The 14,188-nt window shown below is 70.5% G+C and carries 17 protein-coding genes; 4 read left to right on the top strand and 13 right to left on the bottom strand.

All coding sequences use genetic code 11. The features are described from left to right. Positions 1-5 precede the first annotated feature (5 nt). The gene (locus tag DQW85_RS08345) at positions 6-203 is read left to right on the top strand and encodes a hypothetical protein (protein ID WP_113699793.1); all 198 of its coding nucleotides are present in this window, start codon (positions 6-8) and stop codon (positions 201-203) included. Beyond that, on the top strand, positions 200-517 hold the full coding sequence (locus DQW85_RS08340) for a type II toxin-antitoxin system PemK/MazF family toxin (RefSeq protein WP_113699792.1): 318 nt from the start codon (positions 200-202) through the stop codon (positions 515-517). Before DQW85_RS08345 ends, DQW85_RS08340 begins: the two co-directional genes overlap by 4 nt. Here DQW85_RS08340 and DQW85_RS08335 read toward each other — a convergent pair. The 5 genes from DQW85_RS08335 to folP form a co-directional block, all read right to left on the bottom strand. Further along, positions 502-936: a DUF3180 domain-containing protein gene (locus DQW85_RS08335; RefSeq protein ID WP_338043368.1), complete on the bottom strand. Its 435-nt coding sequence runs from the start codon at positions 934-936 to the stop codon at positions 502-504. The two genes, DQW85_RS08340 and DQW85_RS08335, sit on opposite strands and share 16 nt — an antisense overlap. A gap of 17 nt (positions 937-953) precedes the next feature. Beyond that, positions 954-1,457 (bottom strand): 2-amino-4-hydroxy-6-hydroxymethyldihydropteridine diphosphokinase, encoded by a 504-nt coding sequence (gene folK, locus DQW85_RS08330; protein ID WP_113699790.1) that lies wholly within the window; start codon positions 1,455-1,457, stop codon positions 954-956. After that, positions 1,454-1,819 (bottom strand): dihydroneopterin aldolase, encoded by a 366-nt coding sequence (gene folB / locus DQW85_RS08325; protein ID WP_113699789.1) that lies wholly within the window; start codon positions 1,817-1,819, stop codon positions 1,454-1,456. The genes folK and folB overlap by 4 nt, the downstream gene beginning before the upstream one ends. 500 nt (positions 1,820-2,319) lie before the next feature. Next, positions 2,320-2,766, bottom strand: coding sequence for a nuclear transport factor 2 family protein (locus DQW85_RS08320; RefSeq protein ID WP_113699788.1), 447 nt, complete (start codon positions 2,764-2,766; stop codon positions 2,320-2,322). Next, positions 2,763-3,614, bottom strand: coding sequence for a dihydropteroate synthase (gene folP / locus DQW85_RS08315; protein ID WP_113699787.1), 852 nt, complete (start codon positions 3,612-3,614; stop codon positions 2,763-2,765). The genes DQW85_RS08320 and folP overlap by 4 nt, the downstream gene beginning before the upstream one ends. Before the next feature lie 689 nt (positions 3,615-4,303). Between folP and DQW85_RS44320 the strand changes: the two genes are divergently transcribed. Continuing rightward, positions 4,304-4,477: a hypothetical protein gene (locus DQW85_RS44320; RefSeq protein ID WP_162794833.1), complete on the top strand. Its 174-nt coding sequence runs from the start codon at positions 4,304-4,306 to the stop codon at positions 4,475-4,477. Positions 4,478-4,606: 129 nt separating this feature from the next. Here the strand turns inward: DQW85_RS44320 and folE are convergent, their stop codons facing one another. The 6 genes from folE to dacB all read right to left on the bottom strand — a co-directional run bounded on the left by folE (position 4,607) and on the right by dacB (position 11,554). Continuing rightward, positions 4,607-5,188: a GTP cyclohydrolase I FolE gene (gene folE, locus DQW85_RS08310; RefSeq protein WP_113699786.1), complete on the bottom strand. Its 582-nt coding sequence runs from the start codon at positions 5,186-5,188 to the stop codon at positions 4,607-4,609. Continuing rightward, positions 5,185-7,179: an ATP-dependent zinc metalloprotease FtsH gene (ftsH, locus tag DQW85_RS08305; protein ID WP_113699785.1), complete on the bottom strand. Its 1,995-nt coding sequence runs from the start codon at positions 7,177-7,179 to the stop codon at positions 5,185-5,187. The genes folE and ftsH overlap by 4 nt, the downstream gene beginning before the upstream one ends. A gap of 236 nt (positions 7,180-7,415) precedes the next feature. Further along, a complete protein-coding gene (gene hpt / locus DQW85_RS08300) occupies positions 7,416-7,952 on the bottom strand; it encodes a hypoxanthine phosphoribosyltransferase (protein ID WP_205314972.1) in 537 nt (178 codons plus the stop codon). Between the two features lie 25 nt (positions 7,953-7,977). Further along, a complete protein-coding gene (gene tilS / locus DQW85_RS08295) occupies positions 7,978-8,979 on the bottom strand; it encodes a tRNA lysidine(34) synthetase TilS (RefSeq protein ID WP_113699783.1) in 1,002 nt (333 codons plus the stop codon). Between the two features lie 52 nt (positions 8,980-9,031). Beyond that, positions 9,032-10,108, bottom strand: a complete 1,077-nt coding sequence (locus DQW85_RS08290) for a zinc-dependent metalloprotease (protein WP_205314969.1) — start codon at positions 10,106-10,108, stop codon at positions 9,032-9,034. A 24-nt stretch (positions 10,109-10,132) separates the two neighbouring features. Further along, positions 10,133-11,554 carry a D-alanyl-D-alanine carboxypeptidase/D-alanyl-D-alanine endopeptidase gene (dacB, locus tag DQW85_RS08285; RefSeq protein WP_113699782.1) on the bottom strand — a complete coding sequence of 474 codons (1,422 nt, stop codon included), beginning with the start codon at positions 11,552-11,554 and terminating at the stop codon, positions 10,133-10,135. A gap of 85 nt (positions 11,555-11,639) precedes the next feature. On the opposite strand from dacB, the gene DQW85_RS08280 reads away from it, so the two are divergent. Further along, positions 11,640-12,134 carry an inorganic diphosphatase gene (locus DQW85_RS08280; protein ID WP_113699781.1) on the top strand — a complete coding sequence of 165 codons (495 nt, stop codon included), beginning with the start codon at positions 11,640-11,642 and terminating at the stop codon, positions 12,132-12,134. 18 nt (positions 12,135-12,152) lie between these two features. On the opposite strand, the gene DQW85_RS08275 is transcribed toward DQW85_RS08280, so the two are convergent. Beyond that, entirely contained in the window at positions 12,153-13,295 is a 1,143-nt protein-coding gene (locus DQW85_RS08275; RefSeq protein WP_113699780.1) for a C40 family peptidase, read from the bottom strand. Positions 13,296-13,378: 83 nt separating this feature from the next. Then, positions 13,379-14,038 carry a hypothetical protein gene (locus tag DQW85_RS08270; RefSeq protein ID WP_113699779.1) on the bottom strand — a complete coding sequence of 220 codons (660 nt, stop codon included), beginning with the start codon at positions 14,036-14,038 and terminating at the stop codon, positions 13,379-13,381. Positions 14,039-14,188: the final 150 nt, after the last annotated feature.

Below are 14,188 nucleotides of genomic sequence, written 5' to 3'. Positions count from 1 at the left end.
AAAACATGGCGAACATCGGATTCCGGGCCACGCCCGAGGACGAGCGGATCATCAAGGCCGCCATGGAGGAGGGCGAGCGCACCAGCGATGTGATCCGTCGCGCGCTCCGCCTGCTCGAACGGGAGATCTGGCTCAAGCAGGCACGCGCCGACGCCCAGCGGCTGGCGGATGAGGACCTGTCCGACGAAGAGGACGCCTGGTGATCCGGGGCGCCGTCTACCGGGTGGACCTGGGAGACGCGAAGAGGGGGCACGAGCAGCGCGGGCGGCGCCTCGGCCTCGTCCTGAGCCCCACCGACATGTCGTGGACCGTCGCGACCATCGTGCCCACGTCCACCAGCGCGCGGCCCTCGGTCTTCCGGCCGGAAGTGGAGCTCGGCGGGCGGCGCACGCGTCTCCTCGTCGACCGGATCCGCACCGTCGACACCTCGCGCGTCCACGGAGAGCCGGTCCACTACCTGGGACGGAACGAGATGGCCGCGGTGGAGCACGCCCTCGGGCTCTACCTGGGCCTCTGATCCTCCGGGTCCTTCGGGATGCGGCAGGCGTTCTCCAGGAAGAGGGCGGCGCAGATGAGCACGACGAACGCCAGGAACGAGCCCGTGGCGACGAAGAACTCCGTGCGCGGCGTCTGCAGCGTGAACATCTGGACCGTGTGCAGCGCGAAGCCCGCGAAGATGCCGCCCAGCACCGCCCCGGCGTAGGCCGACGCCTTCGCGAGGGCGGCCAGCCGGGCCACCGCCAGCGGCTCGACCGGCTTGGTGCCGGGCCTGCGGTCGATCCTGGCCTTCGTCATCCACGCGCTGTAAGCCTCGCCGACGGCCAGCAGCAGCACGGTGGGGATCGCCGTCCACGGCACGATGGGCAGCGCCGCGTAGAACTGCTTGACCAGCATCCACGTGACCAACGCCACGACTATGACGAGACCGACGAGCACGCCGGGACGGGTCGGCCTCAATCCGGGCTCTGCAGCTCGAGGTCGGCACGGAGCGACACGCCCTGCTGGTCGAGCCCGATCAGCAGCTCGGTGACGGGACCGTGGCCGGGCAGGCGGCCCTCGGGGTCGGCCATCGACCACGGCACGAGCACGAAGGCCCGCTCGTGGGCCCGCGGATGGGGCAGGGTCAGGTCGGGGTCGTCGCTGATCGTCTCTCCTACCATGATCAGGTCGATGTCGAGCGTACGCGGACCCCAGCGTTCGAGACGTTCGCGCCCGAAGGCGTTCTCGACGCTCTGTGCCCGCTCCAGCAGGGTACGCGGCTGGAGGCGGGTCTCGGCGATCACGATGGCGTTGAGGTAGGGCTTCTGGCCGCCGGGGCCGCCCACCGGCTCTGTCTCGTAGACCGGCGACGCGGCCACGAACTCCAGCCCCGGCGCGTCGAAGAGCGTGTCGATGGCTCCCTGCAGCGTCTCGAAACGCCGGCCGAGATTGCTGCCGAGAGAGAGGACGCATTTCATGGGCGACTCCGCTCGATCGTCACGATCACATCGTCGAACGGCAGGGGGATCGGGGCGGCCGGCTTGTGCACGCTCACCTCCACGGACCGGACGGGCTCGCGGGCCAGGCAGACGTCGGCCAGACGCTGGGCCAGCGTCTCGATCAGCTCGACCGGCTCACCCTCCACGACCTTGACCAGCGCCTCGGCCAGCTCGCCGTAGTGGACGGTCTTCGTGAGGTCGTCGGCCGCCGCGGCGGGGGCGGTGTCGAGGAACAGCGTCGCATCCACCACGAACTCCTGCCCCAGCTCGCGCTCGGCAGGCAGCACACCGTGCCGTCCCCGGGCCCGCAGGCCCTTCAGCGCGATGCGGTCAGCGCTCAACCTCGCCCTCCTCTGGCACGATGCCGTCACCGCTCAGACTCAGTCGCCATCCTCCACCAGCACAACGCCGTCCCCGCCCAAGCCCGCCGCCCCTCAACGCTCGAAATCACCATCCTTAAACACCCACAAGCCCCTCAACGCTCAACCATCACCGTCCCCACCACGACAAGCCCCTCAACGCTCAATCTTCACCGTCCCCACCACCACAGCCCTCAACGCTCAAACTCGCCATCCCCACCACCACAAGCCCCTCAACGCTCAAAACTCACCGTCCACGCCACCACAACCATGCTCAACCTCGCCGCCCCCTGCCTTCACAACCCCCTTGGCGTTCAACTTCGCCGCCCCCTGCGCTCATAAACCCCTCGGCGCAAGTCACCGCCCCGAGCCTCACAACCACCTTCAGCACTCAACCTCGCCGTCCCCTTCCCCCTCACGACACGAGCGGCCACGAGACGAGCGGCCATGACACGAGGCGACTACGGACACGAGGGGCCACCTCAGCGCTCCAGCTCACCGTCCTCCTCCTCGTCGTCGTCGCCCTGGAGCACCGGAGAGCCGTGGTGCATCCACAGGCGCCAGCCCTGCGGAGTGCGGACGTAGATGTTGCTGGCGACGACCTTGCCCGCCGCGAAGCTGGACTCCCCCTCCTCCCCGGCGGTGAGGATGTTCTCGACGCACGTGAGCACGGCGACATCCCCGAGCACCGTCGTGTTGACGTCGGTCAGCACGAACTGGATGTAGGTGGTGTTGGCCATGATGAGCGCCCAGGAGCGCAGCACCTCGGACCGGCCGGCGAGCAGGGTCCACCCCGGATGCACGCAGGTGACCTGCTCATCGGCGGAGTCCTCGGCCCAGATCTCCGTCATCCGATCGAGGTCACCGGCCTCGATCGCGGTGTAGAAGTCCTGGTTGACCGTCTCGATGGCGGCAGTGTCGACGCTCATGTATTGGCTCCGGCTCTCTTCCAGGCAGCGGCCACGCGGACGGCATCGGCATTGGGGCCGACTTCGTGAACCCTGACGCACCAGGCGCCGGCCTGCGCGGCGAGCGCCGTCACGGCCACCGTGGCATCGTCGCAACGGCTGAACGGGCGCGGGGCGCCGTCGGCATCGGCCAGCAACCGCCCCAGGAACCTTTTGCGCGAGGCCCCGATCAGCAGCGGAAAGCCCAGCTCGGCCAGCTGCGACATGCCGGCCAGCAGCGCCCAGTTGTGCTCGGCGTTCTTCGCGAAGCCCAGTCCCGGGTCGAGCACGATCTGCTCCTCGGCCACGCCCTCGGCCAGCACCAGGTCGACCCGCTTGGCCAGCTCCTCGCGCACCTCGGTCACAACGTCGGCGTAGACCGCCCGGCTCTGCATGTCGTGGCTGTGGCCCCGCCAGTGCATCACCACATAGGGGACGCCGGTGGCGGCGACGACGCGAGACATGTCGGGATCGGCCAGCCCTCCGCTGACGTCGTTGACCAGCCTCGCTCCGGCCGTGACGGCCGCCCTGGCGACCTCGGCGCGCATCGTGTCGACACTGACCGCCACACCCTCAGCGCTCAGCGCCCGGATCACCGGCACCACCCGGGCCAGCTCCTCATCGAGGGACACCCTGGCCGCCCCCGGCCGGGTGGACTCGCCCCCTACATCGACGAGGTCGGCCCCCTGGCCGACCAGCTCGAGACCGTGCTGGATGGCAGCCCTCTCGTCGAACCACAGGCCCCCGTCGGAGAACGAGTCGGGCGTCACATTGACCACGCCCATGACGAGGCACCGCTCCTCGACTGCCAGACCGGGCACGCTTGTCATGGGGCCAAGCCTAGGCGCTTGCCCATACCTGTTGATGTCATGGGTCCCCCATTGTGGATAACGAATCCCACGCAACCGCTCTTGCCACCCCTCCCTCCGTTTTGGACGCCTTTTTACACCCCTCTCGGCAAGCCCCTCACTTGCCCGCCGCACCCAAAAGCCCTCCGACACCACCCAGCGCCCCCCAGCTGGAAGGAGGCAGGGCCGAGCCGCCCTACCACCGGCCCGGGTCCCACCAGCCGATGCCGTCCCACTGGGCACACCGTTCCACTGCCCTGCGCGGTCCCACCGCCCTCTGCACAGCCCCACCGCCCGGTGCCGTCCCACCGTGGCGCATCGTCCCACCGCCCTCTGCAGTCCCACCGGGCGCACCGTGCCGTTCCACCGCCCTGTGCCGTTCCACCGGGCGCACAGTGCCGTCCGCCTGTATGGTGCCGCCGATCGGTACCGCCGCCAGATGCCGTGCTGCCCGTCGTCAGGTGCCGCTGATCGGTGCCGTGCCGCCTGTCGTCACGTGCTGCTGATCGGTGCTGTGCCGTGGCGCAGGGGGCCCTACGGTTCCGGTCGTCGGTGCCGTTCCGCCGACCACACCGGGCACCCACCGCACCCGTGCCGCTGGCCGTGCGTTCGCGGAGTGATGGCGCGCATCGTGGCCGCTCGTGTCATGGGGCGCGAGTGGTGGAGGGCTCGTGGTGGGGGTCGCCGGGTCGTCGGGCGGCTTGGTGGAAGGAGGGGTCGCGTTGGGGGAGGCCGGGGCCCAGAAGGCGCCGTTGCGGCGGCCGGCCACGTGCCGGTCAGAGGGCGTCTTCCTGGAGGCGCTCAGCCCCGTACGGCGGGTGGCGGGCAGGTTGGCGGTGCCGTAAATCCGGAGCCTGAAAGCCCGTACGGCGGGTGGCGGGTAGTTGGCGGTGCCGTAAATCCAGAGCCTGAAAGCCCGTACGGCGGGGGCGAGCCGTAAATCCAGAGCCTGGGGAGAACCCCCTGCGGCGGGGTTAGAGGCGGCCGAGGATGAGGGCCATCGCCTCGGAGCGGGTCTTGTCGCTGGTGCGGAAGTCGCCGCGGACGGCCGAGGTCACGGTCTTGGCGCCCGGCTTGCGGACGCCGCGCATCGTCATGCAGAGGTGCTCGCACTCCAGCACCACGATCGCCCCGCGCGGCTCCAGCACGCGCATCAGGGCGTCGGCGATCTGGGACGTCATCCGCTCCTGCACCTGGGGGCGGCGGGCGAACACGTCGACGAGCCGGGCCAGCTTGGACAGGCCCGTCACCTGGCCGCGGTCGTTGGGGATGTAGCCCACGTGGGCGAACCCGTGGAACGGGACGAGGTGGTGCTCACAGGTCGAGTAGACCTCGATGTCCTTGACGAGCACCATCTCGTCGTGGTCGACGTCGAAGACCTTGTTGAGCACGTCCTCGGGCGTCTGTCCCAGGCCGGAGAACTGCTCGGCGTAGGCCCGGGCGACCCGGGCCGGGGTGTCGAGCAGGCCGTCGCGGTCGGGGTCCTCGCCGATGGCGTAGAGGATCTCGCGGACGGCCTTCTCGATCCGGCCCAGGTCTACGTCGTGCGATTTCACGCACCGTCTCCAGAGGACAGCGCGTCCTGGTGGCCCGCGGTGAGCGAGCCGTTGGCCGACTGCTCCTTCGGGGTCAGGATGGGCGGGCGGTCGGAGGGCAGGCGCTTGCCGTAACCCGCATAGGACGGGCGGTGCTCCTTGACGACCACCGGGGCGAAGATCTGCAGCACCTGCTCGCGGGAGAGGGTCTCCTTCTCCATGAGCTCGAGCACGAGATTGTCGAGGACGTCGCGGTATTGGACCAGGATGTCCCACGCCTGGTCGTGCGCCGTCTCGATCATCCGGCGGACCTCCTCGTCGATCGTGGAGGCGATCTTCTCGGAGTAGTCGCGCTCGTGGCCCATCTCGCGGCCCAGGAAGACCTCGGCCTGGCCGGTGCCGAACTTGCGGGCGCCGAGCTGCTCGCTCATTCCGTATTCGGTCACCATGCGCCGGGCGACGGCCGTGGCCTTCTCGATGTCGTTGGAGGCACCGGTGGTGGGCTCGTGGAAGACGAGCTCCTCCGCCGCGCGACCGCCCAGCAGCATCGCGAGCTGGTCCATCATCTCGGACCTGGTGGCCAGGAACTTGTCCTCCATCGGCAGCGTCATCGTGTAGCCGAGAGCGCGGCCGCGGGACAGGATCGTGATCTTGTGGACCGGATCGGAGTTGGGCAGCGCGTGCGCCACCAGCGCGTGACCGCCCTCGTGGTAGGCGATCATCTTCTTCTCCTTGTCAGACATGACCCGGCTCTTGCGCTCGGGCCCTGCCATGACGCGGTCGATCGACTCCTCGAGGGTGTCCATCGTGATCAGCTTCTCGTCGGCCCGCGCCGTGAGCAGCGCGGCCTCGTTGACCACGTTGGCCAGGTCGGCGCCGGTGAACCCGGGCGTGCGCCGGGCGATGACGTCGAGGTCGACGTTGGGCGCGAACGGCTTGCCGCGGCCGTGGACCTTGAGGATGCCCTTGCGGCCCTCGAGGTCGGGACGGTCGACGGTGACCTGCCGGTCGAAGCGTCCGGGACGCAGCAGCGCCGGGTCGAGGATGTCGGGCCGGTTGGTCGCGGCGATGAGGATCACGCCGCCCTTGACGTCGAAGCCGTCCATCTCGACGAGCAGCTGGTTGAGCGTCTGCTCGCGCTCGTCGTGACCGCCGCCCAGGCCAGCGCCGCGGTGGCGGCCGACGGCGTCGATCTCGTCGATGAAGATGATCGCCGGGGCGTTGGCCTTCGCCTGCTCGAACAGGTCGCGCACGCGCGAGGCGCCGACACCGACGAACATCTCGACGAAGTCGGAACCGGAGATCGAGTAGAACGGCACCCCGGCCTCACCCGCGACGGCGCGGGCCAGCAGGGTCTTGCCGGTACCGGGCGGGCCGTAGAGCAGCACGCCCTTGGGAATCTTCGCGCCGATCGCCTGGAACTTGGCCGGGGCCTGCAGGAACTCCTTGATCTCCTGGAGCTCCTCGATGGCCTCGTCGGCGCCCGCGACGTCGGCGAAGGTGGTCTTGGGAGTGTCCTTGGTGATCAGCTTGGCCTTGGACTTGCCGAAGCTCATCACCCGCGAGCCGCCGCCCTGCATCTGGTTCATGATGAACAGGAAGATCAGCACGATGATGACGAACGGCAGGAAGCTCACCAGGATGCTGACCAGGAGGTTGTCCTTGGGCACCTCGATGGTGAAGCTCTTGGTCTTCTTGGCGTCGACCTGTGCCTGAAGCTCGTCTGTCAGCTTGGCGCCGTAACCGGCGACCCAGTCGGACTGGATCGTCTTGGTGGGGGAGTCACCAGGCCTGACCGCGATCGCGTTGTAAAGCGACAGCTCGATCCGCTGGTCCTTGTCGATAATCTTCGCGTTGCTGACGTTTCCGGCGCGAATCTGCTGGAGGACCGTGGACGTGTCGGCCTGCTTGTAGTTGCCCCCACCGCTCCAGAGCTGAGTGACGAGCAGGAGCAGCACGACGATGCCCAGGATCCACAGCAGTGGCCCACGTGTAAATCGCTTGAGATCCATCCGATGCGGAACCCCTTGCGGGCCCGTCCCTTCCTGACCATGGCCTTGAACCCCGGTGCGGCCCGGGGCCGCGGCATCCGGCGCCGCGACTTCTGACTACCCGAAGGGGACACGCGGTCACCCTTCAGAAGTCAGAAGGTACACCGGCAGGGCGCGCGGAGGGACCGCGCGCTACACCGGTCTTGCCCTACCAACGTACGTCAGGTTGCATCGTGTTCCCGGCCCTGTCGAGATGGCTACCTATAAACGTGGGGCGCGAGTGTTCCGATGAAAGGCAAGTTGCGGAATCGCTCGGCGTAATCGAGGCCGTAACCGATGACGAACTCGTTGGGGATGTCGAATCCCACGTACTTCACCTCGATCGGCACCTTCACCGCATCGGGTTTGCGCAGCGCCGTGCAGACCTCCAGGGAGGCGGGATTGCGCGACTTGAGGTTCTCCAGCAGCCAGTGGAGGGTCAATCCGGAATCGATGATGTCCTCGACGATCAGCACGTGGCGGCCCATGATGTCGGTGTCGAGGTCCTTCAGCACGCGCACCACACCGGACGACCTGGTGCCCGCGCCGTACGACGACACGGCCATCCAGTCCATCTGCACAGGCACGCGCAGCGCTCTGGCCAGGTCGGCCATCACCATGACAGCGCCCTTCAACACGCCCACGAGCAGCACGTCCTTGCCCGCGTAGTCCTCGTCGATCCGCCCGGCGAGCTCTTTGATCTTGGCCTGGAGCTCGTCCTCTGGAATGAGGACCTTCTCGAGGTCCTTGCCCATTTCGGCAGCGTCCACGTGTGGTTCCTTACGGGATGGGACTGATGGCGAGTATCAGGGTGCCATACCGCCTGACGGCGGCCAGACCCCCCGGCAGATCGACGGCCTTCTGCCCGTGCCAGTGCGTGATCAGGCGGTCCACGGCGTGCACGTGCGTCGCCGACAGCGCCCCGGAAGGAGCTCCGGCCGCGATGGCCGCCCGCCGCAGGACCCGCCGCCTCACGGCGCCTGGAAGATCCTCCAGAGCTCGTACGGCCAGCGTCACGGAGCCGCCGATATCGCTAAGAGCGCAATCCAAGTATGCCCTCTCGGCCCACTCGTCCAGGGCGTCGGCGTCGTCCCTCGCCAGTCTCGCCGTCCGCGCGAGCGCCTCGGCCACGCCCGGCCCGAGCTCCTCCTCCAGGAGCGGCAGGATCCGGGCGCGAACGCGGACCCGGGTGTAGCGGGGGTTCGCGTTGTGCGGGTCGTCCCACGGCGTCAGGCCGAGCGCGCGGCAGGCCGCCACGGTGGTCGCTCTCGGGATCTCCAGGAACGGCCTGCGATAGCGTCCGCCGCCGCCCGCCATCCCGGAGATCGACCGGAGACCGCTCCCCCTGGCCAGGCCCAGCAGGACCGTCTCGGCCTGGTCGTCCCTGGTGTGCCCGAGCAGCACGGCCGCCGCCCCGAGCCGGTCGGCGGCCTCGCCCAGCGCCCGGTATCTGGCGTCCCTGGCGGCGGCCTCCGGGCCGCCCTCGGTGCCCACCTCGACGGTGAGGACCTCGGCCGTCTCCAGCCCCAGCGCGCCGGCCATCCCGGCGACCTCGGCGGCCCTCTCGGCCGAGCCGGGCTGGAGCCGGTGGTCCACGGTCAGCAGGCCCGCCCGCAGCCCTGCCCGCGGAGCCACGAACCCAAGGGCAGCGGCCAGCGCGAGGGAGTCGGCGCCCCCGCTGCAGGCGGCCAGCACCAGCCGCCCTCCGGGGACGTCGGCCAGCGCCTCCCGCACGGCCCTGCGCACGTCGGCTACGGCTGGATGAGGTCCCACGGAAGCCATTGTCCCGCTGTCCCGCCGCCGCCCGGCCAGGCACGCCGGGAAGGGGTGAGCGCTAGGCGGGGAGGGCCGGAGGGGTGATGACGCGGCGGATCCAGGCGTCGGGATCGGAGATCTCCGGCGTCGTCGGGAGCGTTTCGGTGGAGGTCCAGACGCGGTTGAAGCCGTCCATGCCCACCTTGCCCACCACCGCGCGGACGAAGGCGGAGCCCTCGGCGTACTGCTTCATCTTGAGCTCGATGCCCAGCAGGCGGCGGATCGTGCGGTCGAGGCGGGAGCCGCCCTCGCGGCGCGCCGCGAACTTGGCGCGGATGTCGGCGACCGTGGGCACCACCGAGGGGCCGACGGCGTCCATGACGTAGTCGCCGTGCCCTTCCACCAGGGTCATCACGGCCGTCAACCGGTCGAGGATCTCCTTCTGGCCGGGCGACTGGATGGCGTCGATGATGTTTCCCTCGCCGCCGCGCACCACGTCGGCCACCGTGTCGGCGGCGCTGCGGAGCCGTTCGAGGAGGGTGGTGAGGTCGAGGTCGGAGGCCAGCAGGAACTCGGTCATCTGCGAGCGGATGTATTCGCGCAGCCACGGCACGCCGGTGAACTGCACCCGGTGGGTCTCCTCGTGCAGGCAGACCCAGAGGCGGAAGTCGTGCGGGTCGACCTTCATCTCGCGCTCGGCGTGGACGATGTTGGGCGCGACGAGGGTCAGGCGGCCCGTGGGCTCGCGGCCGGTGGGGTCGGGCGGGAGGAAGAGCTCGTACTGGCCCAGCACGCGCGAGGCGAGGAAGGCGAGGACCGCGCCGACCTCGACGCCCGTGATGCGGGAGCCCAGTGCGGCGACGAGGGCCGGGGGCGGATTGGGGCCGCTGCCGACCCGCTCGGTGAGCGGCTCCAGGACGACGCGGAAGCCCTCGACGTTGGCCTTGATCCACCCGGGCCGGTCGACGATGGTCGCGGGCTGCGGGGAGGTCTCGGCGTCGATCTTGGTGAACTCGCGCACGTGGCCCTCGGCCTCGCGGGACAGGGTGCGGAGCTCGGTGACGGCCTGCCTGGCCTCCTCCCGGCTCACCTGAGGACCGGAGCGCACGAGGCGCGTGCCGGTCGAGACGGCCAGATCCCAGTCGATCACCTGCATACCGTCCACCGTACGTGCTTATCCTCAAGACCGCGCGACGATGGCGGCGAGCCTGTCGAGCACCGCCTCGGCGTTGACGGGCACGCGGTCGGCCATGAAGGCGAACGTGACCAGCCTGCCGTCCTTGGTGGCGGCGATGCCCGCCAGCGTGTTGACGTGGTCGAGGGTGCCGGTCTTGGCGCGTACGAGGCCGGCCTGCCCCTTGCTGTCGCCGCCCGTGAAGCGCCTGCCGTTGCCGAGCGTGCCGGAGAACCCGGCGATGGGCATGCCGGAGGCGACCGCGTGCAGGCCGGGGTTGGCGGGGGCGGTGGCGACGGCGATGAGCCTGGCCAGGGCGTCGGGGCTGATGCGGTTGAGCGGGGACAGGCCGCTGCCGTCGCGGACCTGGATGCCGCGGGTGACTCCGAGCCGCTTGAGCACCTGCTGGACGGCCTTGGCCGCGCCGTCGAAGGAGGCGGGCTGACCCTCCTTGACCGCGACGTGCCGGGCGAGCGCCTCGGACAGGTCGTTGTCGCTGTGCGTCAGCGCGTGCTCGACGAGGGCGTAGACCGGCGCCGAGTCGACCCTGCCCAGCTCGGCCGCGCCGGGGGGCGCCTTGGCCTGCCGGACGTTCTTGGAGACGCCGATGCCGTGGCGCCCGAGGAGCCTGGCGAAGGCCGCGGCGGCGTACTGGGGCGGGTCGGAGACGCGCGGCTGCGACTGCGAGGGGTCGTGGCGGCCCTCGTCGATGGCGAGGGCGTGCACCGGGGCGACGTTGCCGTCGGGCACGTAGCCGGGCTTCCAGCCAGGGGCGAGGGGCGAGCCGGTGTAGAGGGAGGAGTCGTAGGAGAGCGTGACCTTGGTGACGCCCTGGGACTTCAGCGAGGCGGCCGTGCGGGACGCGAGCGTGGCGAGCGACGCCTGCCTGGGGTAGGAGCGGGGCCTGGCGGAGGGCCCGGCGAGCGTCGGGTCGCCGCCGCCCACCAGGACGATCGAGTCGCGGGCCGCTCCCCGCACGACCCTGGTGGACAGGCGGGCGTCCGGGCCGACCGAGGCGAGCACGGCGGCGCAGGTGACCAACTTGGTGGTGGAGGCGGGGACGATGGCCGTGTCGGCGTCGGCGGCGAAGATCCGCTCGCCGGTGACCGCGTCGAGGACGACCGCTCCCACATGTTCGCCGAGCGCTTTGTCACCCAGGGCGACGGTGAGCTGCCGCGTCAAAGTACCCTTGGTCGGGAGAGGTCCTCCCCCGGCCCTCACCGGCAGCCCGGCCAGCACAGGGCCCGCGGTGACCACGGGGGCGGGCGGAGGTTCCGCAGGAGACGCTGTCGGCTCGGTCGGTGACGACCGCCTCGTCAACGTGCTCAGGTTCATGTCGTTGATCACCGCGTAGAGGGCGGTGACGATGGTGACGACCTGCAGCAGGACGAGAGTGGTCAACATCACCCACCGCTCGTGCCGCGCCACGTCGCCTGACCTCTCTCCTGGTGTTCGCCTACGAGACATTAACGCCCGGCCGGGGGTGCCCGGTGGCTTGAGCGGAGGAACCGCGGTGGAGTTCGACGTTGTCGTTGAGATTCCCAAGGGACAACGGAACAAGTACGAAGTGGACCATGTGACCGGGAAGATCCGGCTCGACCGGCTCCTGTTCACCTCCACGCAGTACCCCGCCGACTACGGCTTCATCGAGAACACCCTCGGCGAGGACGGCGACCCGCTCGACGCGCTGGTGCTGCTGCAGGAGCCGACGTTCCCTGGCTGCTACATCACCTGCCGCGCGGTCGGCATGTTCCGGATGACCGACGAGAAGGGCGGCGACGACAAGGTCCTCTGCGTCCCCTCCACCGACCCGCGGATGGAGCACATCCGCGACATCCACCACGTCGCCGAGTTCGACCGGCTGGAGATCCAGCACTTCTTCGAGGTCTACAAGGACCTGGAGCCCGGCAAGTCGGTCGAGGGCGCCAACTGGGTGGGCCGCATGGAGGCGGAGGTCGAGATCGAGCGCTCCTTCCAGCGGGCCAAGGAACAGGGTCACGCGCACTGACCGTCCGGGGTCGCCCCGTCAGGCGGGCCTGGTGGCGCCCACCAGGTCCGACCGCCAGATCGGCGCGACGCGCACCACGTCTCCGGTCTGCGGGGCGTGCACCATCATGCCCTGCCCGACGTAGATGCCGACGTGGTGGATCGTGCCGGGGTCGTCGCTGATGTGGCCGAAGAAGAGCAGGTCGCCGCGGCGGAGCTCGTCGATCGGTACGTGCGGTCCGGAGGTCCACTGGGTGCCCGTCCAGTGGTCGAGCCGCACTCCGGCGCGTTCCCAGGCCCGCATGGTCAGGCCGGAGCAGTCGTAGCTGGAGGGCCCGTCGGCCGCCCACACGTACGGTTTGCCGAGCTGGGTGAGCGCCCAGTTGGCCGCGAGGTCACCGCTGAGCGAGCCCTTGGCCGCCAGTGAGCCCGCGTAGCCGCCGAGCGCGCTGAGCCTGCGCAGCCTGGCCTCGCGGGCCTCCTCGCGCTCCCTGGCCAGGCGCTCGGCCCGGCTGCGCGCCGCATCGACGCGTTCCTCCAGGGCGTCGCGCTCGCGTTCGAGCAGCCTGGTCTCGCGCCGCTGGCCGGCCACGGCCCGCTCGGCGGCGATCTTCGCGAGCCGGGCGCGTTCGGAGGCCGCCTGCTGTTCGGCGTAGGCGCCGGCCGCCTGGGCGCGCAGGATCGAGGAGACCCGCTTGGCGTCCCGCATGCGGGTGAGGATGCGGGCGCGCTCGGCGCCGAGCTGCTCCAGGACACTGACCCGGTGCAGGTAGCCGTCGGTGCCGCCGACGTCGTTGAACATGACCAGGAACGGCCTGCTCAGGTCGTAGCCGCTGTAGACCTCCGCGGCCACCACGGCGACGGCCTGCCGCGCCCGCTCGGCCTCGGCGTCGGCCGCGACCAGTCTGGCGCGGGCCTGCTCGTAGGACTGCTTGGCGTGTTCGAGCTGGACGAGCTCGCCGTTGTACGCCTCCACCAGGCGCTCCACTCCGGCGGTCAGGTCGTCGAGGCGTGACTGCGCGGTGGCCAGCGCGGCGCTGGCCGTGCTCAGCCGCTCGGTGCGCTCTCGTACGGCGTGCCGCGCGTCGCGGACGTCGCGCTTGGACGGCCCGGGATCGGCGTGGGCAGGCGAGCACAGGGCCAGGATCAGGCAGGCGGCGGCGCCCGCCCTGACGGTGCGCATAGATCCCCCTCATCACACAGGTGACTCTCTGCACACCTTCCCCAGCGGTTACAGTTCACACACCTTTCACTCACGCACCGTAGTCAACGCAGGCGGAACAGGCGTTCCATCCACGGCCGGACCCCCACGCCCGCGGGCGGGGCGCCGCGCGGGTAGGTGAAGACGGGCGTCTGGGTGCCGTAGGCGGCGTGCAGGTCGGCCGCCTTGCACCAGTCGGCGCCGACCCGGGCCGCCGCCCAGGCCGCGGCGATGGCGGGGCGGGCTTCGGGGTGCCGGTCGTAGGTCTGGTAGAGCGTCATCGTGGCGTCGGCCGCCTGGTAGCCGTCACGCGGGTAGGCGGTGCCGGCGAGGTAGGGGGCGGTGACTCGGCCGCCGTGGCAGCTCGCGAGCGCCCACGTCCAGTTGGCGAGGACCAGGCCGAGCACGGGCTCGGGCACCGCGGCCGCCGCGGCGTACATGCGTTCCTGGCGGGGGCCGGTGAGGCGGCGGGAGGCCCAGAACCATTCGAGGTCGCCGGGCGGCTCGTCGGCGGTGGCCAGCCAGGACAGCAGGGCGAGGCCGCGGGCGGTGCGCAGGCGGCAGAGGTCGAGCACGTCGCGCAGCATGCGCGGCCCGCGGTCGAGCCAGGTGGGCCAGGCGACGTGGTGGCTGCGCGGCACCAGGTCGGCCAGCTCCCCGCGGACCGGCAGCGGGCAGACCCGGCAACCGAGGAGGGGGTCCTCGCGCAGCTCGTAGGCCCGCATCCGGCGTCAGGGAGTCGTCGAGACGGACGGTGTCCGGGTCGGCGCGGGGACGGAGGTCGCGGGTGAGGTCGCGGGCAAGGTCGCGGGCGAGGTCGGGGCGGTCGTCGGCGGCGGGGCCGGGGCGCGGGTGGGGCTGGGCCTGCCCGGGGG

The organism is Nonomuraea lactucae (genome assembly GCF_003313395.1).
Classification (GTDB): Bacteria; Actinomycetota; Actinomycetes; order Streptosporangiales; family Streptosporangiaceae; genus Nonomuraea; species Nonomuraea lactucae.
The sequence above is the reverse complement of the archived record's forward strand: the minus strand, read 5'-3'. Positions and strand labels throughout refer to the sequence as shown.